The 18,488-nt window shown below is 70.8% G+C and carries 18 protein-coding genes; 12 read left to right on the top strand and 6 right to left on the bottom strand.

Annotated elements, in window-relative coordinates:
- Positions 1-166: 166 nt before the first annotated feature.
- Entirely contained in the window at positions 167-1,783 is a 1,617-nt protein-coding gene (locus M2157_RS33300; RefSeq protein ID WP_280867053.1) for an MFS transporter, read from the bottom strand.
- 66 nt (positions 1,784-1,849) lie between these two features.
- Between M2157_RS33300 and M2157_RS33295 the strand changes: the two genes are divergently transcribed.
- From M2157_RS33295 to M2157_RS33285, 3 genes are read left to right on the top strand one after another with little or no spacing between them, the layout of a single operon-like run.
- Complete coding sequence (locus M2157_RS33295; RefSeq protein ID WP_280867052.1) at positions 1,850-2,485, top strand: TetR family transcriptional regulator; 636 nt, start codon at positions 1,850-1,852, stop codon at positions 2,483-2,485.
- 54 nt (positions 2,486-2,539) lie between these two features.
- Positions 2,540-3,757, top strand: a complete 1,218-nt coding sequence (locus tag M2157_RS33290; RefSeq protein WP_280867051.1) for an alpha/beta hydrolase — start codon at positions 2,540-2,542, stop codon at positions 3,755-3,757.
- 58 nt (positions 3,758-3,815) lie between these two features.
- Positions 3,816-4,673, top strand: a complete 858-nt coding sequence (locus M2157_RS33285; RefSeq protein WP_280858996.1) for a DUF4429 domain-containing protein — start codon at positions 3,816-3,818, stop codon at positions 4,671-4,673.
- Between the two features lies 1 nt (position 4,674).
- On the opposite strand, the gene M2157_RS33280 is transcribed toward M2157_RS33285, so the two are convergent.
- Positions 4,675-5,691 carry an aldo/keto reductase gene (locus M2157_RS33280; RefSeq protein WP_280857326.1) on the bottom strand — a complete coding sequence of 339 codons (1,017 nt, stop codon included), beginning with the start codon at positions 5,689-5,691 and terminating at the stop codon, positions 4,675-4,677.
- Complete coding sequence (locus tag M2157_RS33275; RefSeq protein WP_069759259.1) at positions 5,688-6,152, bottom strand: MerR family transcriptional regulator; 465 nt, start codon at positions 6,150-6,152, stop codon at positions 5,688-5,690. Before M2157_RS33275 ends, M2157_RS33280 begins: the two co-directional genes overlap by 4 nt.
- A 97-nt stretch (positions 6,153-6,249) precedes the next feature.
- Here M2157_RS33275 and M2157_RS33270 point away from each other — a divergent pair, with 97 nt between their 5' ends.
- Both M2157_RS33270 and M2157_RS33265 read left to right on the top strand, forming a co-directional pair.
- Positions 6,250-6,720, top strand: a complete 471-nt coding sequence (locus tag M2157_RS33270; RefSeq protein ID WP_280867050.1) for a GNAT family N-acetyltransferase — start codon at positions 6,250-6,252, stop codon at positions 6,718-6,720.
- Between the two features lie 19 nt (positions 6,721-6,739).
- The gene (locus M2157_RS33265; RefSeq protein ID WP_280867049.1) at positions 6,740-7,555 is read left to right on the top strand and encodes a serine hydrolase domain-containing protein; all 816 of its coding nucleotides are present in this window, start codon (positions 6,740-6,742) and stop codon (positions 7,553-7,555) included.
- On the opposite strand, the gene M2157_RS33260 is transcribed toward M2157_RS33265, so the two are convergent.
- A complete protein-coding gene (locus M2157_RS33260) occupies positions 7,552-8,205 on the bottom strand; it encodes a pirin family protein (RefSeq protein ID WP_280867048.1) in 654 nt (217 codons plus the stop codon). The genes M2157_RS33265 and M2157_RS33260 overlap by 4 nt on opposite strands.
- 80 nt (positions 8,206-8,285) lie before the next feature.
- Here M2157_RS33260 and M2157_RS33255 point away from each other — a divergent pair, with 80 nt between their 5' ends.
- The 5 genes from M2157_RS33255 (at position 8,286) to fabF (ending at position 13,216) form a co-directional block, all read left to right on the top strand.
- Complete coding sequence (locus M2157_RS33255) at positions 8,286-9,491, top strand: helix-turn-helix domain-containing protein (RefSeq protein ID WP_280857330.1); 1,206 nt, start codon at positions 8,286-8,288, stop codon at positions 9,489-9,491.
- Between the two features lie 89 nt (positions 9,492-9,580).
- Positions 9,581-10,504 (top strand): ACP S-malonyltransferase, encoded by a 924-nt coding sequence (locus tag M2157_RS33250; protein WP_280867047.1) that lies wholly within the window; start codon positions 9,581-9,583, stop codon positions 10,502-10,504.
- A gap of 16 nt (positions 10,505-10,520) precedes the next feature.
- On the top strand, positions 10,521-11,516 hold the full coding sequence (locus tag M2157_RS33245; RefSeq protein WP_280857332.1) for a ketoacyl-ACP synthase III: 996 nt from the start codon (positions 10,521-10,523) through the stop codon (positions 11,514-11,516).
- A gap of 78 nt (positions 11,517-11,594) precedes the next feature.
- Entirely contained in the window at positions 11,595-11,843 is a 249-nt protein-coding gene (locus M2157_RS33240) for an acyl carrier protein (protein WP_007381745.1), read from the top strand.
- Between the two features lie 101 nt (positions 11,844-11,944).
- Positions 11,945-13,216 (top strand): beta-ketoacyl-ACP synthase II, encoded by a 1,272-nt coding sequence (fabF, locus tag M2157_RS33235; protein WP_062042564.1) that lies wholly within the window; start codon positions 11,945-11,947, stop codon positions 13,214-13,216.
- Positions 13,217-13,282: 66 nt separating this feature from the next.
- On the opposite strand, the gene M2157_RS33230 is transcribed toward fabF, so the two are convergent.
- Positions 13,283-13,777 carry a DUF3145 domain-containing protein gene (locus M2157_RS33230; protein ID WP_007381747.1) on the bottom strand — a complete coding sequence of 165 codons (495 nt, stop codon included), beginning with the start codon at positions 13,775-13,777 and terminating at the stop codon, positions 13,283-13,285.
- A 252-nt stretch (positions 13,778-14,029) separates the two neighbouring features.
- Between M2157_RS33230 and M2157_RS33225 the strand changes: the two genes are divergently transcribed.
- Together M2157_RS33225 and M2157_RS33220 are read left to right on the top strand one after the other, a co-directional pair.
- Positions 14,030-14,914: an SGNH/GDSL hydrolase family protein gene (locus M2157_RS33225; RefSeq protein WP_280857333.1), complete on the top strand. Its 885-nt coding sequence runs from the start codon at positions 14,030-14,032 to the stop codon at positions 14,912-14,914.
- A gap of 10 nt (positions 14,915-14,924) precedes the next feature.
- Positions 14,925-15,896, top strand: coding sequence for an aldose epimerase family protein (locus M2157_RS33220; RefSeq protein ID WP_280857334.1), 972 nt, complete (start codon positions 14,925-14,927; stop codon positions 15,894-15,896).
- Positions 15,897-15,969: 73 nt separating this feature from the next.
- Here the strand turns inward: M2157_RS33220 and M2157_RS33215 are convergent, their stop codons facing one another.
- Positions 15,970-18,399: a glycoside hydrolase family 3 C-terminal domain-containing protein gene (locus M2157_RS33215; RefSeq protein ID WP_280867046.1), complete on the bottom strand. Its 2,430-nt coding sequence runs from the start codon at positions 18,397-18,399 to the stop codon at positions 15,970-15,972.
- Between the last annotated feature and the right edge of the window lie 89 nt (positions 18,400-18,488).

Genomic DNA, 18,488 nt, shown 5'->3' with positions numbered 1-18,488 from the left:
CGCCGCCCCCCTCCGGCAGCGCGCCGCAGCGCCGTCCGTCCTCCCATGCCGTGCGGAGGACTTGACCCACTGTGACCTGCGGCGCGTACCGAGTGCGAGAAATCTTTAGCCTCTTCACCCTGATAGGGGAAGAACGCTGAAGTCCCGTCAGATGCCGGATCAGGCGTCAGATGTGGCCCACGCCCGCGCCCGCCTCCGCGTTCTCACCGCGCTTGGTGAGCAGGGCGACGAACACCGCCACGACCGCGACCCCGGCGGCGACCAGGGACGCCAGGCTCATGCCGGAGATGAAGGTGTCGTGGGCGACGTCGGTAATCTTCGTGACGATCGCCTCCGGGGTCCCCTTGGCGACCGGGGCCACGCCCACCTGGACGGCCTCGGACGCCTGGTCCAGCTGGGCCGGCGTGAGCGCCGGCAGACCCGCGTCCTTCCAGTTGGCCGCGAGGTCGCCGTCCACCTTGGAGGCCATCACGGCGCCGAGGACGGCCGTACCGAGGCTGCCGCCGATCTGCATCGCGGCCTGCTGGAGACCGCCGGCCACACCGGAGAGCTCCATCGGCGCGTTGCCCACGATGACCTCGGTGGCGCCCACCATCACGGGCGCGAGGCCGAGGCCCAGCAGGGCGAACCAGAGCGACATCACGGCGCTGCCGGTGTCCGTCTCCAGCGTGGACATCCCGAACATGGCGATCGCGACGGACGCCATGCCGCCGGCCAGGGGCACCCGCGGGCCGAGCTTGGTGATCATGGCGCCCGCGAGCGGCGAGCCCACGATCATCATCCCGGTGAGCGGGAGCAGATGGAGACCGGCGTCGATCGGGCTCATACCGTGAACGTTCTGCAGATAGAAGGTCACGAAGAACAGGCCGCCCATGAACGCGATCGCCATCAGGACCATGAGGACCACGCCCGCCGACAGCGCCACCGAGCGGAACAGCGCGAGCGGGACCAGCGGCTCCTTGACCTTCGTCTCCCAGACGGCGAACAGGACGAACCCCGCGAGGGACACGGCGATGAAGCTCCAGGTCAGTCCGTCGCCCCAGCCCCAGGTCGGCGCCTTGATGAGCGCCCACACCAGGCAGAACATGGCGGCGGACAGCAGGGCTATGCCCAGGATGTCGAAGGAGCGCGGGGCGTTCTCGGCGCGGTGGTCGAGCAGGATCAGCACGCCGAGGACGAGGGCGAGGACACCCACCGGCACGTTGATGAAGAACACCGACTGCCAGTTGACGTGCTCGACGAGGACACCGCCGAGGATCGGACCGCCCGCGGTGGAGGCGCCGATGACCATGCCCCAGATGCCGATGGCCATGTTGAGCTTCTCGGCCGGGAAGGTGGCCCGCAGCAGACCGAGCGCGGCCGGCATCAGCAGGGCGCCGAACAGTCCCTGGAAGACGCGGAAGGTGACGACCGCGGCGATGCTGCTGGACAGTCCGATCGCACCCGAGGCGGCGGCGAAGCCGACGACACCGATCAGGAAGGTCTGGCGGTGGCCGAAGCGGTCACCGAGCTTGCCCGCGGTGATCAGGGCGACGGCCAGCGCGAGGAAGTAGCCGTTGGTGATCCACTGGACGTCCGCGAAGCTCGCCTTGAGGTCGGCCTGGATGGCCGGGTTGGCGATGGCCACGATGGTGCCGTCGAGGGCCACCATCATGACCCCGACGGCCACGGTCAGCAGGGTGAGCCAAGGGTGGCCGCGCAGCCCCGTGGCGGGCGGCTGATCCGACGGGGCTGATGACGCCCTGTCCCCCGGCCCCGGCGTGTCGATCGTCTGACTAGTCATGCGATCGAGGCTAATGACAGCCACTGACAATTGACAAACCAATTCACAAGTCGGTAACTGACACCAATGGAAACACTCCGCGAACGAAAGAAGCAGCGCACCCGAGAGGCACTGCTGCGGGTCGCCATCGAGCTCTTCACCACCGAGGGCTACGAGGAGACGACCGTCGACGACATCGCCGACGCCGTCGGGGTCTCGCAGCGCACCTTCTTCCGGTACTTCGCCGGCAAGGAGGACGCGGCGCTCGCGCTCGACGAGATGACGGTGACGCGCTTCGTCGAGGCCGTACGCGCGCGTCCGCCGCACGAACCCCCGCTGGAGGCGCTGCGCCAGGCCGTGCTGGAGGGCTGGGACACCCTGCACGAGGTCGTCGAGTCGGTCGTGCCGGTGGAACGCTTCCTGGCCATGTACCGGGTGATCGAGTCGACACCCGTCCTGCTCGCCGCCCATCTGCGGCGCTCGGCGGAGGTCGAGGAGGTGCTCACGCGCGTGCTCGCCGAACGCGAGGGCCTCGACCCGGCCACCGACCCGCGACCGAGACTGCTGGTGGCGGTCTTCAGCGGTGTGATGCGGGTGACGGAACGGCAGTGGCTGACCGACGGGGAGTTCAGTCTGGAGGCCATGCGCGAGTTGACGGTCTCGCACCTGGAACTGCTCGGTCCCGCGCTGACCGGCAAGTGGCTCCCTTACACCAAAACGTGATCCCCGTCACTTGATTAACCCGAGACCGTCCCGTTCTCCTAGTGTGTCCTTTCAGTGACTTCCTTCGACACCTCCCCGCAACTCAACGTCTGGCGCGCACTGCTCGCGCTGGCCGTGGTGTTCGTGATGCTGGCGACCACCGGTTGGACCGCGCTGCGCAACCAGAGGGAGGCCACGCCACTCCAGGCCTCGCTCGAGTCCTGGGCGCACGGCCGCCTCCACGGACACCCGCTGCCCGACCCGGACGCCGCCCCCGCCCAGCTCACGCGATTCTTCGCCTCGCTCACCTCCCAGGAGCGGGTCCGCCTCGCCCAGCGCTACCCGCTCGCGGTCGGCAACATGAACGGCGCCCCCGTCACACTGCGCTACCAGGCCAACCGCCTCGCGCTCCTGAAGGCCCGCGCCCTCGAGCGCACCCGCATGCACGACAGCCGGCTCACGCCCGCCGGTCAGCAGGAGGCGGGCCGCCGTATGCACCGCTTCGAGTCGCTGACCGCCCCCGAGCGCCACATCCTCGCCTTCGACCCCGACGGCTCCGGCCGGATCGCCGAGGTCTTCGGCAATCTCGGCACGGCGGAGCGGATCTCCCTCGTCGTGCCCGGCGTCGACACCGACCTGCTCACCTTCCAGCGCACCAACCGCAGCTACTCCGCGCCGGTCGGCATGGCCAAGGCCCTCTACCAGGCCGAACGTCAAGCGAGCCCTGCCACGCGCACGGCGGTGATCGCCTGGGCCGACTACACGGCGCCCGCCGGACTCGGCATCGACTCGGCCACCGCGATGCGCGCCGAGACCGGCGCCGTCCGGCTGAACGCGCTGGTGCGCGCACTGCCCGGCGCCTCGCCGGTCTCCCTCTTCTGCCACAGCTACGGCTCCGTGGTGTGCGGGGTGGCCGCGCACACACTGCCCGACCGGGTGGCCGACATCGCGGTGGCCGGCAGCCCCGGGATGCGGGTCGCCAACGCCTCCCATCTGCGCACCACCGCGCATGTGTGGGCGATGCGGGACGCCGACGACTGGATCCAGGACGTGCCGTACATGGAGGTCGGCGGGCTCGGCCACGGCGCCGACCCGGTGTCCTCCGCGTTCGGCGCGCGCGTGCTGTCCGCGCGGGGTGCGGACGGTCACGCCGGTTACTTCGAACCCGGAACGGAGAGCCTGCTCAACTTCGCCGAGATCGGCATTGGCGCGTACCGCTCGGTGCACTGCGCCCACGAGGACGAAGCCTGCCGCGCCGGTTTGTCCGGCACGGCCACGGCCGGACGCGCGTAGAGACTGCAGGAACTGCGGTCTGCGCGAGGAGGGGACGAAGGAGCTCGTGCCGAATACGATGACCCGCATGGGTGACGTACTGGCCGGATTTCATGCCGCCTGGGAGTTCGAGTCCGACTCCGTGCTCATCCGCTACGAACGGGGGATTCGAACACCGAAGCTCTTCCAGGCGCTGGGAGAGCGGCGTATCCCCCTGGAGGCGATCTCCGGGGTGACGCTGACTCCCGGCAAGCGGGGCACGGTGGTGTTGCACGCCGAGCCGCGACCGGGGGCGGATCCGCTCATGGAGGCGGCGGCGGGGCAGCTGAAGGAAGGGTGCGATCCGTACCGGCTGGTGCTGCCGGGCGACAAGGAGACGCTCGCCGAGTACTACGCGGACGAGTTGCGCACGCTCCTGAAGGAGGACGACGAACCGGCCGACCGATTCCTGGTGCCGGCGCCCGAGGTGCCGTTGCAGTTCAAGGCGTACGACGGGAAGGCGTCCTTCGACGGCCGTACCGTGCACTTCCGGTGGTTCTGGACGGGAGCGTCCTCGGCGAAGTGGAAGGCCGGCGACCAGAGCTTCCCGGTGTCCGAGCTGACCGGGGTGGAGTGGCGGTCGCCGGAGGTCTTCGAGGGTCATCTGCGGCTGCTGCGCGGGGAGCCGGGGCCGGTGCAGGCGGATCAGGATCCGGCGGCTGTGGTGTTCGGGCTCGGGTACGGGCCGGTCCATGAGTCGCTGCCGTTCGCGGCGGCGGTCCTGGCGGCCGTACGCCGACGGGGGCCCGCGGCGGCGGTCCCGGCCGCGACCGCGCCGCGCCGGGACCCCGCCGACATCGCCGAGCGCATCCGCCACCTCGGAGAACTGCACCAGGCGGGCCTGGTCACCGACGAGGAGTTCTCCGTGAAGAAGGCGGAGTTGCTGGCGGAGCTCTAGCTCACTCGCGGCCCGCGGACGAGAACCGCATGTCCGCGTACCGGTCGCCCGCCACCTGTGCCGCGATCGGCTCCAGGAGCTCCAGCTCCTCCTTGGTGAGCTCGATGGTCGTCGCCGCCGCGTTCTCCTCGACCCTGCCGGGCTTGCGGGTGCCCGGGATCGGGATCACCGGGAGGTCGTGCACCGTCCTCTGCTGCTGGACCCAGGCCAGGGCGATCTGGCCCAGGGAGACTCCGTGGGCCTCGGCGACCGTACGGATCGGCTCCAGCAGGGCCGCGTTCGCCGTCGCGTTCTCGCCCGTGAAGCGGGGCTGCTGGCGGCGGAAGTCGTCGGCCGTGAGGTCCTTGTCGGCGTTGGTGAAGGACCCGGTGAGGAAGCCACGCCCGAGCGGCGAGTACGGCACGAGCGCCACGCCCAGGTCGCGGGCCGCCGGGACCACCTTGGCCTCGATGTCACGGCTGAACAGGGACCACTCCGACTGCACGGCGGCGATGGGGTGCACCGCCTGCGCCGCACGCAGCTCCGCGGCGGTGACCTCGCTCAGGCCCAGGTGCTTGACCTTGCCCTCGCGCACCAGCTCGGCCATGGTGCCGACGGACTCCACGATCGGCACGTGCACATCGCGCCGGTGCATGTAGTAGAGGTCGATCGCGTCGACGTCGAGGCGCTTCAGGCTCGCCTCGACGGCCTGGCGGATGTACGGCGGGTCGTTGCGGATGATCCGCCGGGTCGGGTCGTCCGGCGGGATCGACAGGGCGAACTTGGTGGCGATCACGACCTCGTCGCGGTGGGCCTTGAAGAACGGGGACAGGAACTTCTCGTTCTCCCCGTTGCCGTAGGCGTCCGCCGTGTCGTAGAGCGTGATGCCGAGTTCCAGGGCCCGCTCCAGGGTGGCCCGGGACTCCTTCGCGTCCGTGGGGCCGTACGCGAAACTCATGCCCATGCAGCCGAGTCCCTGGGCGCCGACCTCGGGACCGGTGTCGCCGAGCCGTGCGGTCGGGATCGTGCTGTCCGTCATCCTGCCTTCTCCGTTTCATAGGTGCGACCGGCGTCGGCGTAGAAGCTGATCTTCCGGTCGAGTACGGCGAGCGTGTCCTGGAGCTCCGCGATCCGGGACAGCACGTCCCGGCGGGTCGTCTCCAGGAGCTCGAACCGTTCGGTGAACGTGTGGTCGCCCTCCCGCACCAGTTCCGCGTACCGCACCATGTCGGCGACCGGCATGCCGGTGAGCCGGAGCTTGCCGACGAGGTCGAGCCAGTCGAGGTCGCGGTTGCTGTAGCGACGCTGGCCGGTGTGCGAGCGGTCGATGTGCGGCATCAGCCCGATGCGCTCGTACCAGCGCAGGGTGTGCGCGGTCAGGCCGGTGAAGGCGACGACCTCGCTGATCGTGTAGCTGTCCTGGCCCGCAGGACGCCGGTGGGGGTGCGGCGGAGCCGCGCAGCTGTCGGTCCTGGTACCCGTGGTCTCCATCACCGTCATGACCCCAACGCTATGGCCTTGGAGTGCACTCGAAGCAAGCGGAACCGGTAAGAAATCGGCAGGACGGCTCTCGGGTGCGATCGCTAACGTGCGGTGCATGAGTCTCGTACGCCGTGCCACGACCGAGGACGCCGGGGAAGTACTGCGGCTGCGCCAGGTGATGATCGACGCTCTGCCGGACGGGGACGGCTCCACAGCGTGGCACACGGAGGCGCTGCCGTCGCTGCGGGGGAAGCTGGCCGAGGCCGACGGGGACTTCGCGGCCTTCGTCGTCGACCACCCGGACCGGCCGGGGGCGCTGGCGGCACTGGTGGTGGGGACGGTCGACTACCGGATCGGGAAGGCGGCCAATCCGCACGGCCTGGCCGGGTACGTCTTCAGCGTCGCCACCGACCCGGACGCGCGTCGGCGCGGCTACGCGCGCGCGTGCATGGACGAACTGCTGGCGTGGTTCCGCGAGCGGGGCGCCGGACAGGTCATGCTGACCGCGTCCCCGGAGGCCGAGCCGCTCTACGTCTCCCTCGGCTTCGTCCACAAGCCGGACCCCACGATGATTCTGAGGCTCTGAGCCGCTTAGTCTCGACGGCATGTCCTTGCAGAGCCTCGCGTTGATCGAGAACTGGCCGGTTCCCACCGCTGCGGCGGGGGTGGTGCGTGCCGACGGCAGGGTCCTCGGTACCCACGGCCCGGTCGAGCGGCGTTTCCCGCTGGCCTCGGTCACCAAGCCGCTCGCCGCGTACGCCGTCCTCGTCGCTTACGAGGAGGGGGCGATCGAGCTCGACGAGCCGGCCGGGCCGAGCGGATCGACGGTGCGTCACCTGCTCGCGCACACCTCGGGGCTGGCCTTCGACGAGCACCGGGCGACGGCTGCTCCCGGGGAGCGGCGGCTGTACTCGAACGCGGGGTTCGAGCAGCTCGGCGACCATGTCGCCAAGGCGGCGGACATCCCGTTCGCGGAGTATCTGCGGCAGGCGGTGCTCGAGCCGCTGGGCATGGCGTCGACGTCCCTGGAGGGCTCCCCGGCGAAGGACGGTGTGTCGACGGTCGAGGATCTTCTCCGGTTCGCGGCGGAGGTGCAGGCGCCACGGCTGCTGGACCCGCGCACGGTCGCGGCGGCGATGACGGTCCAGTACCCGGGCACGAAGGGCGTGCTCCCCGGCTACGGCCACCAGAACCCCAACGACTGGGGCCTCGGCTTTGAGATCCGCGACGGCAAGTCCCCCCACTGGACGGGCTCGTCGTCCTCGCCGCGCACCTTCGGGCACTTCGGCCAGTCCGGCACGTTCCTGTGGATCGACCCGGACGCGGGGGCGGCCTGTGTGGCGCTGACGGACCGCGCGTTCGGACCGTGGGCGGTCGAGGCGTGGCCGGCGTTCACCGACGCCGTCCTGGCAAGCCTCTAGGACATCTCCCACACCAGCAGCTCGGCCGGGGTCGCCGCCACCACGTCCAGTTCCTTGGCGTCGGTGACCCGGACCGCGTCACCCGGCCCCAACTCCGCGCCGTCCAGCCGCACTTCACCCCGCACGACATGGACGTACAGGTACCGCCCGTCGGGCACCGCGGTCCGCTCCCCCGCAGCCAGCCGCCGCACGTGGAGCATCGCGCCCGCCTCCGGAACGGCGTACGGCGTCGAGTCGGCGATCCCGCGGACGATCTCGTACGACGGCTCACCGCCCGGCTCCAGGGGCGCCAGCCAGGTCTGCACGAAGGTCAGCGGGGTCTCGGCGTCGTTGCGCTCGACGTGCCGGACGCCCGCGGCGGCGCTGAGCCGCTGGACGTCACCGGCGCGTACGACCGTCTCGTGCCCCGTCGAGTCCCGGTGCGTCAGCTCGCCCTCGACCACCCACGTCACGATCTCGGTGTGGCTGTGCGGATGCTCGTCGAACCCGGCGCCCGGCACGAGCCGCTCCTCGTTGCAGGCGATCAGCGCGCCGAAGCGGAGGTTGTCGGGGTCGTAGTGCGGCCCGAACGAGAAGGCGTGCCACGACTCGATCCCGGCCCCCGGATCCCCGCCTGGGTAGCGCTCCGTCGCGCGCCGTACGTCCGTCACGGGACCACGGTAGTCCCCGGGGGGACCGCAGTCGGTACCCGGCGGCGCGCGTCGACGTCCGGATAAGGCAGTCTTGTCCCGTGCCCGAACCCGAACACCGCAACTCCGACCCCGACGCGCCCGGCGTCCACGCCCATGTCGCGACCCTGAAGCGGCTGGAGAAGTCGTCCGGGTCTCTCGCGCAGCAGGCCATCGCGCGCATGGACGAGACGCTGCCGTGGTACCGGGCCATGCCCCCGGAGAACCGTTCCTGGATCGGGCTGGTCGCCCAGGCCGGCATCGCGGCCTTCACCGAGTGGTTCCGGCATCCGGACGCCCCGCAGGCCATCTCCACCGACGTGTTCGGGACCGCTCCCCGTGAGCTGACCCGGGCCATCACGCTCCGCCAGACCGTGGAGATGGTGCGCACCACCATCGAGGTCATGGAGAGCGCCATCGACGAGGTCGCCGCCCCCGGTGACGAGTCCGTGCTGCGTGAGGCCCTGCTCGTGTACGCCCGCGAGATCGCCTTCGCCACCGCCCAGGTCTATGCCCAGGCCGCCGAGGCACGCGGTGCCTGGGACGCCCGGCTGGAGTCGCTCGTCGTGAACGCCGTTTTGAGCGGTGAGGCCGACGAGGGAGCCGTGAGCAGGGCCGCCGCGCTGGGCTGGAACGCTCCCGAGCATGTGTGCGTCCTCCTCGGCACCGCTCCCGACGGTGACTCCGAGCTGACCGTCGAGGCCATCCGGCGGGCCGCCCGGCACGCCAAGCTCCAGGTGCTGACCGGGGTGCTCGGCTCCCGGCTGGTCGTCATCGCGGGCGGCAGCGACAACCCCCTGGCCGTGGCCAAGTCGCTGATCGGGCCTTATGCGGCCGGGCCCGTGGTCGCGGGGCCCGTCGTACCCGATCTGCTCGCCGCCACCCGGTCCGCGCAGGCCGCCGCCGCGGGGCTCAAGGCGTGTTCCGCCTGGCAGGACGCCCCGCGCCCGGTCCTGGCGGACGACCTGCTTCCGGAACGCGCGATGGCCGGGGATCCCGCTGCGCGCCAGCAGTTGGTGGAGGAGATCTACAGACCACTGGAGGAGGCCGGTTCCGCGCTCCTCGAGACGCTCGCCGTCTACCTCGAACAGGCGTCCAGTCTGGAGGGCGCGGCCCGGATGCTCTTCGTGCATCCCAACACCGTGCGCTACCGGCTTCGACGTGTGACTGACGTCACCGGCTGGTCGCCCTCCGATGTACGTTCGGCGTTCACCTTGCGGATCGCGCTCATCCTGGGGCGTCTGGCCGATGGGGATCCCCAGCCCTAGGCTTTTGTCGGGGGCCCACAAAACCCCTCCATGTTCTTCGTCCCTGTCCCCACGGGCGGCTTGGGCCGCCCTCAAGAGAGAGTGTGAGAGTGCTCGTACTCGTCGCTCCCGGCCAGGGCGCCCAGACGCCCGGCTTCCTGAACCCCTGGCTCGAACTCCCCGGTGCCGCGGACCGCGTCGCCACGTGGTCCGACGCCATCGGCCTGGACCTTGCCCACTACGGCACACAGGCCGACGCGGACGCCATCCGTGACACCGCGGTGGCCCAGCCGCTGCTGGTCGCGGCCGGGATCCTGTCCGCCTCGGCACTCGGTGCCATCACCGACATCGCCCCCGGCGCGGTCGCCGGGCACAGTGTCGGTGAGATCACCGCCGCCGCCTTCGCGGGCGTTCTGGACGACACCACCGCCCTCACCCTCGTACGCAAGCGGGGTCTGGCCATGGCCGACGCCGCCGCGATCACCGAGACCGGCATGTCGGCGCTGCTCGGCGGCGACCCCGAGGTCTCCGTCGCGCACCTGGAGAAGCTGGGTCTGACACCGGCGAACGTCAACGGCGCGGGGCAGATCGTCGCCGCCGGCACGCTGGAGCAGCTCGCCGTCCTGAACGACGACAAGCCCGAGGGCGTCCGCAAGGTCGTCCCGCTCAAGGTCGCCGGCGCCTTCCACACGCACCACATGGCCCCCGCGGTCGACGCGCTCGCCAAGGCCGCCGCCGACCTGACGCCGGCCGACCCGACGGTCACCTACGTCTCCAACAAGGACGGCCAGGCCGTCGCGACCGGCGCCGAGGTGCTGGAGCGACTGGTCGGGCAGGTCGCCAACCCGGTGCGCTGGGACCTGTGCATGGAGACGTTCAAGCAGCTCGGCGCCACCGCGTTCATCGAGGTCTCCCCCGGCGGCACGCTGGTCGGCCTCGCCAAGCGCGCGCTGCCCGGCGTCAAGACGCTGGCACTGAAGACCCCCGAGGACCTCGACGCTGCTCGCGAGCTCATCGCCGAGCACGGTGCCTGAGAAGGAGCACGAGAGCATGTCGAAGATCAAGCCCAGCAAGGGCGCCCCGTACGCGCGCATCCTCGGTGTCGGCGGCTACCGCCCGACCCGGGTCGTGCCGAACGAGGTGATCCTCGAGACGATCGACTCGTCCGACGAGTGGATCCGCTCGCGCTCCGGCATCGAGACCCGGCACTGGGCGAACGCCGAGGAGACCGTCGCCGCGATGTCGATCGAGGCGTCCGGCAAGGCGATCGCCGACGCCGGGATCTCCGCCGAGCAGATCGGCGGCGTGATCGTCTCGACCGTCTCGCACTTCAAGCAGACCCCGGCCGTGGCGACGGAGATCGCCGACAAGCTGGGCACGAACAAGGCCGCCGCCTTCGACATCTCGGCGGGCTGCGCGGGCTTCGGCTACGGCCTCACCCTCGCCAAGGGCATGATCGTCGAGGGCTCGGCAGAGCACGTACTTGTCATCGGTGTCGAGCGGCTGTCCGACCTGACCGACCTGGAGGACCGCGCCACGGCCTTCCTGTTCGGCGACGGTGCCGGCGCGGTCGTCGTGGGTCCCTCCCAGGAGCCGGCCATCGGCCCCACCGTCTGGGGCTCCGAGGGCGACAAGTCCGAGACGATCAAGCAGACCGTGGCGTGGACCGAGTACGACTCCACGGGCAAGTTCCCTGCGATCACGCAGGAGGGCCAGGCGGTGTTCCGCTGGGCCGTGTTCGAGATGGCGAAGGTCGCCCAGCAGGCGCTGGACGCGGCCGGGATCAGCCCGGACGACCTGGACGTCTTCATTCCCCACCAGGCCAACGAGCGGATCATCGACTCGATGGTGAAGACGCTGAAGCTGCCGGAGCACGTCACGGTCGCGCGTGACGTGCGCACCACCGGCAACACCTCGGCCGCCTCGATCCCGCTCGCCATGGAGCGGCTCCTGGCGACCGGCGAGGCGAAGAGCGGCGACACCGCGCTCGTCATCGGTTTCGGGGCGGGTCTCGTCTACGCCGCCACTGTCGTTACCCTCCCCTAGGCACTCCGTGCCGGATCACTCGGTCCGGGACGGGAAGCACTGCCAACCCTCTGGATAAGAAAAACGAAGGAGCGCCCAATGGCCGCCACTCAGGAAGAGATCGTCGCCGGTCTTGCCGACATCGTGAACGAGATCGCCGGCATCCCGGTTGAGGACGTCCAGCTGGACAAGTCCTTCACCGACGACCTGGACGTCGACTCGCTGTCCATGGTCGAGGTCGTCGTCGCCGCTGAAGAGCGCTTCGACGTCAAGATCCCGGACGACGACGTCAAGAACCTCAAGACGGTCGGCGACGCGACCGACTACATCCTCAAGCACCAGGCCTGAGTCTCCCGGGCTCCCTCCGGAGCCCTCCAGGCCGGACGTGCCGGCCCCGCCACCCGGCGGTGGCGCCGCTTAATCCTCGTAACGTTGGAGAAAGATTTCCCGTGAGCCCGACCAATCGCACCGTGGTCGTCACCGGTATCGGCGCAACCACACCGCTGGGTGGCGACGCAGCCTCTACCTGGGAGGGTCTGGTCGCCGGCAAGTCCGGCGTCAAGCCCCTGGAGCAGGAGTGGGCCGCTGAGCAGGCAGTCCGCATCGCCGCGCAGATCGCGGTGGAGCCGACCGAGGTGATTCCCCGGCCGCAGGCCCGCCGTCTTGACCGCTCGGCGCAGTTCGCGCTGATCGCGGCCAAGGAGGCGTGGGCCGACGCGGGCTTCGAGGCCAAGGCCGGCGAGGACGACAAGGTCGACCCGGACCGTCTCGGCGCCGTCATCGCCTCCGGCATCGGTGGCGTGACGACCCTGCTCGACCAGTACGACGTGCTCAAGGAGAAGGGCGTCCGCCGCGTCTCCCCGCACACCGTGCCGATGCTGATGCCCAACGGCCCGTCCGCCAACGTGGGTCTGCTGGTGGGCGCCCGCGCGGGCGTGCACACCCCGGTCTCCGCCTGTGCGTCGGGCGCCGAGGCCATCGGCTACGGCATCGAGATGATCCGTACCGGCCGCGCCGACGTCGTCGTCGCCGGTGGCACGGAGGCGGCGATCCACCCGCTGCCCATCGCCGCGTTCGGCAACATGATGGCGATGTCCAAGAACAACGAGAACCCCGAGGGCGCCTCGCGTCCCTACGACATCGCCCGGGACGGCTTCGTCCTCGGCGAGGGCGCCGGTGTCGTCGTCCTGGAGTCCGCCGAGCACGCCGCCGCGCGCGGTGCGCGGGTGTACGCCGAGGCGGTGGGGCAGGGCGTCTCCGCCGACGCCCACGACATCGTGCAGCCGGAGCCCGAGGGGCGCGGCATCTCGCGCGCGCTGGAGAACCTGCTGGACAGCACCGACCTGAACCCGGCGGAGATCGTGCACGTGAACGCGCACGCGACGTCGACCCCGGCCGGTGACATCGCCGAGCTCAAGGCGCTGCGGAAGGTGTTCGGCGACGACGCCGACCACATGGCCGTGTCCGCCACCAAGTCGATGACCGGTCACCTGCTGGGTGGCGCGGGCGGCGTGGAGACGGTCGCGACGGTGCTCGCCCTGTACCACCGGGTGGCTCCGCCGACCATCAACGTCGAGAACCTCGACCCGGAGGCGGAGGCCAACGCCGACGTCGTCCGCGGCGAGGCCCGCAAGCTGCCCGTGGAGGGCCGTATCGCCGCGCTGAACGACTCGTTCGGGTTCGGTGGGCACAACGTGGTGCTGGCGTTCCGTACGGTCTGAGAATCGTTTGTACGCAACTGAAGGGCCCCCACCGGTCGGTGGGGGCCCTTCACGTGTGCGGAGACCTCAGACGACCTGGTGCAGCCAGCGGACCGGGGCGCCCTCGCCGGCGTACCTGAAGGGCTCCAGTTCGTCGTCCCAGGGCTTGCCGAGGAGCTTGGCCAGCTCGGCCTCCAGGTCCGTCTCCCCGCGCTGCGAGCGGGTCAGGGCCGCGCGCAGGCGGTCCTCCGGGATCAGGATGTCGCCGTGGATGCCGGTGACGGCGTGGAAGATGCCCAGTTCCGGGGTGCAGCTGTAGCGCTCGCCCTCGGCGGTGGGGCAGGGCTCGGCCGTGACCTCGAAGCGCAGCAGGTGCCAGCCTCTGAGGGCCGACGCGAGCTTGGACGCCGTGCCCACCTCGCCCTTCCAGGAGAACTCCGAGCGCCACGTGCCCGGTGCGGCCGGCTGCCGGATCCAGTCGAGGTTGACGCGCGTGCCGAGCACCCCGGCGACGGCCCACTCGACGTGCGGGCACAGCGCGCGCGGCGCGGAGTGCACGTACAGAACTCCACGTGTCGTCACCGGGACCTCCGGGCAGAGCGGGACAGGTCTTGCTGGCCGGCATGGCGGCGATGCCGGCCGGCCACGTTGATGGCGAGGCTACCGTGCGGCGGCGCAAGGAGTGTGACGTACCGTCGGTCCCAGTGCCCCGAAACGCCCGCCATTCACCCGGCAGGACGCTAGTACGGGTGTCGATCGTTCCCTCGCGCGTCACCGGGAACTCTTGTGCGTTGTTATGAGAGGACCATCATTTTCACGAGGGGAACACCACGGATGCGCAAGCAGGGCCCCCGATCACGGGCCGTCGTCGCCGTCCTGACGGCGGCTCTCCTGGGCGTCGCCGGGTGTGACGCGGTGGGGGGCGACGCGGCGGGACCCACCCAGAAGGCCAAACCCTCGCCGAAGCCCACTCCGGCGTGGGACAGCAGCCCGGCTTCGATTGCCGCTGTGGGCGACTCGATCACGCGCGGCTTCGACGCCTGCGGGGTCCTGAAGGACTGTCCCGACGTGTCCTGGGCCACCGGCGCCAGCACCCAGGTCGACTCTCTCGCCGTACGGCTGCTGGGACGGGCGAAGGCGGCCGAGCGCAGCTGGAACTACGCGGTGTCCGGGGCACGGATGGCCGATCTGTCCGGGCAGATGGCGCAGGCGGCGGCGCGGACGCCCGGGCTGGTGACGGTGATGGTGGGTGCCAACGACGCCTGCCGGGACTCCACGGCGGCGATGACCTCTGTCTCCGCGTTCCGGTCCGGCTTCGAGGACGCGCTGAGCGTGCTGCGCAAGCAGGCGCCCAAGGCGCAGGTGTACGTGGCGAGCGTGCCGAACCTCAAGCGGCTGTGGTCCGAGGGCCGCACCAATCCGCTGGGCAAGCAGGTGTGGAAGCTGGGCGTGTGTCCGTCGATGCTGGGCGACGCGGACGCCCTGGACGCGGCGGCGACCGAGCGGCGGGACACCGTGCAGGAGCGCGTGGAGGCCTACAACTCCGTACTGAAGGAGGTGTGCGCGAAGGACGAGCACTGCCGGTACGACGGGGGCGCGGTGTACGACTACCGGTTCGGCACCGATCAGCTCAGCCACTGGGACTGGTTCCACCCGAGTGTGAACGGACAGGCGCGTCTGGCGGAGATCGCATACCGCAAGGTCAGGTCGGTGACTTAAAGTTCCGCACATGAACGAACTCTTCGCCACACTTTCCGACGGCACCCCGGTTCACCGCTGGACCCTGGAGCGCGCGGGCGTCCGCGTGCGGATCCTGTCGTACGGCGGGATCGTGCAGTCGGTCGAGGTTCCGGACCGGGACGGGCGGACGGCGGACGTGGTGCTGGGGTTCGCCGAGCTGGACGGATATCTGGAGCACTCCGGTCCGTATCTCGGCGCCTTCATCGGGAGGTACGCGAACCGGATCGCGGGCGGCCGCTTCGAGCTCGACGGGCTGACCTACGCCCTCGCCCCCAACAACGCGCCCAACTCCCTGCACGGCGGCGAGAACGGCTTCGACAAACGGGTGTGGGACATGGAGCCCGCCGGCGAGCACGGGGTGCGGCTGAGCCGGGTCAGCGCGCACGGCGAGGAGGGCTTCCCGGGGCGCCTCGAGGTCTCGGGGACGTACAGCCTGGACGAGTCGGGCGCGCTGCGGATCGCGTACGAGGCGGTCACCGACGCGCCGACCGTCGTCAACCTGACCAACCACAGCTACTTCAACCTGGCCGGTTCCGGGAACGCGGGCGGGCACGAACTGCGGATCGCCGCCTCGCGGTTCACCCCGGTGGACGCCGATCTGATCCCGACCGGCATCGAGGAGGTCGCGGACACGCGTTTCGACTTCCGTCGGGCGCGCAAGGTCGGCGCGGGCTACGACCACAACTTCGTGCTCGACAAGGGGATCACCGAGCGGGCCGTCGGGGTCGCCGAGTTGTCCGACCCCGGGTCCGGGCGAGTGATGACGGTGGCCACCACCGAGCCGGGGCTCCAGCTGTACACCGCGGACCATCTGCCCGAGCCCTTCGCGCCCGGCGACGGCATCGCGCTGGAGACCCAGCACTTCCCCGACTCCCCGAACCGGCCGGAGTTCCCGAGCACCGTGCTGCGGCCGGGAGAGACCTACCGCTCGGAGACCGTCTACGGATTCACGAGCCGGTAGACACGCACGAGCCCCGGCCCAGGGGTCAGGTCCCGGGCCGGGGCTGCTTGTGTGAGGGCTGTGCCCCCTCGGATCAGACGTTAATCGTCGCGGTGACCCGGCGGTCCCCGATCGAGCGCCCCACCTGGATTTCGTACGAACCCTTCACATAGGACCACGACGAGGTCTTCTCGTCCCAGATCTCGAAGGCCCGGCGCGGGATCTCCACGGTGACCTCGACGCTCTCACCGGGGCCGGCCGCGGCCCCCGCGAATCCGGCGAGCCGGCGGGCCGGGCGCTCGGCGTCGGGTCCGGCGGGCGCCAGATAGACCTGGACGACCTCACGGCCCGCGCGGGAACCGGAGTTGCGCAGCCGGACCCGGACGGTGGTGCCCCGGACCTCGACGGACTCGTAGGTCCAGTCGGTGTAGCCGAGGCCGTGGCCGAAGGGGTAGGCCGGGGTGCGGCCCTCCTTCTCCCAGGCCGCGTATCCGATGAACACGCCCTCGTCGTAAGGGAGTTCGCCGCCCTCCGGAGCGACCCGGGTGACCGGGGCGTCGGCCAGGGTGCCCCAGGTGGTGGGCAGGCGGCCACCGGGCTCGTGGGCGCCGGTCAGCACGTCGGCGAGGGCCGCGCCGCCCTCCTGGCCGGGGAACCAGCCGAGCAGGACGGCGGCGACGTCCTCGCGCCACGGCAGCTCCACCGGGGAGCCGGAGTTGACGACCACGACGGTGTTCGGGTTGGCGGCGGCGACCGCGTGGACCAGCTCGTCCTGGCGGCCCGGGAGCGCGAGGTCCTTGCGGTCGTAGCCTTCGGACTCGACGCGCTCGGTGGTGGCGACCACGACGACGGCCGTGTCGGCGTTGCGCGCCGCCTCGACGGCCTCGGCGATCAGTTCGTCGGGGTCGCGCCGCGGGTCCTGGTGGGCGAGGGAGAACGTGACGACCTTCATCGGGACCTCCTCGGGGAGGACGACGACGTGGGTGAGGGAGACCTCGACCGGCTCGCCCGCGGTCAGTTCGACCTGGGCGCGGGGCTCGGGGGCGCCGAAGAAGGTGACGAAGGGGTCGTCCTCGTCGGTGCGCTGGACGTCGTCGTAGTACGTCGTGCCGTCGACGACCAGCTTGAAGGCGCCGAGTCCCTTGATGCCGAAGGTGTGGGTGCCGCTCTCGCGCGGGGTGAAGGTGCCCTTCACCTCGACGGTGTGCAGCCGGTCGTGGGTGACGCCCTCGGGGAGGTCCGAACCCATCCACTGGATCTGGCCGCTGGGCACGGAGGCCGCGCCGATGACCTCGCCGGCCGCGTCCCGGCAGACCGCTTCGAGGGTGAACCCCGCGTCGGCGGCGGCGAGTTCGGTGTTGGGGTCGGCGCCGACGGCGTAGCTGAGGGTGCCTTCGGGGAGGGCGGCGGTGAGGCCGTCGAGCGGGGAGACGATCCGGTCGGGGAAGACGGTGGCGGAGCCGCCGCCGAGGACACGGGCGTCGCGGGCGGCGGCGCCGATGAGGGCGACCGTGCCGGGCTTCAGCGGGAGCGCGCCTTCGTTGCGGACCAGCACGAAGGAGCGGCGGGCGACCTCGCGGGCCAGTTCGATGCCGTCGACGGTCTCCGGAAGCTCGGTGACGACGGGTTCGGCGCCGGCCAGGATTCCCACGCGGGCGGCGAGCCGCAGCACATTGCGTACGGCCGTGTCGACCGCGCTCTCCTCGACCTCGCCGTCCCGCACGGCCTGGGCGAGGGCCTCGCCGTAGACGGTCGTCGGACCGGGCATGGCGACGTCGAGGCCGCCCTCGATGGCGGCCTTGGTGGAGCGGGCGGCCATCCAGTCGGAGACGTTGTAGCCGTCGAATCCCCATTCGCCGCGCAGGACTTCGTTGACCAGGTGGTGGTGCTCGGTCATCGTCGTGCCGTTGACCGTGTTGTAGGCGGTCATGATGCCCCACGGGCGGGCGTTCTCGACGATGAGCTCGAAGGGCGCCAGGTACAGCTCGCGCAGGGCGCGTTCGGAGACGAGGTTGTTCACCGTGAAGCGCTCGGTCTCGGCGTCGTTGGCGACGAAATGCTTGACGGTGGTGCCGACACCGCCCTCCTGTACGCCGGTGACGTACCCGGCGCCGATCCGTCCGGTCAGATACGGGTCCTCGCTGTAGGCCTCGAAGTGGCGGCCGCCGAGCGGGGAGCGGTGGAGGTTGACGGTGGGGGCGAGGAGGACGTGGACGCCCTTGCGGCGGGCCTCCTGGGCGAGCAGCATGCCTGCTCGGCGGGCGAGTTCGGGGTCCCAGCCGGCGGCCAGCGCGGTCGGCGAGGGCAGGGCGATCGACGGGTCGTCGGCGCTCCAGCGCACGCCCCGGACACCGATCGGGCCGTCCGACATGACGAGGGAGTCCAGGCCGATCTCGGGGAGCGCGGGCAGGGTCCACATGTCCTGGCCTGCCAGGAGCCTTGCCTTGGCATCGAGGTCGAGCCCGGCCAGCGCCGCCTCGACGGCCGCCTCGCGGGCCTGGTCGGCGGGGGTGGGTGCCGCCATGTCGGTGCCTCCTCGTTGAAGTCCGTGCGGGTCCTCTCATCGTGCCTCGATTACCTGGTGAACGGTAGGTTTCGTTATGTTGCTGTTAT

Origin of the sequence: Streptomyces sp. SAI-127 (assembly GCF_029894425.1) — a bacterium.
Lineage (GTDB): Bacteria > Actinomycetota > Actinomycetes > Streptomycetales > Streptomycetaceae > Streptomyces.
This window is presented reverse-complemented; position numbering and strand designations above follow the sequence as displayed.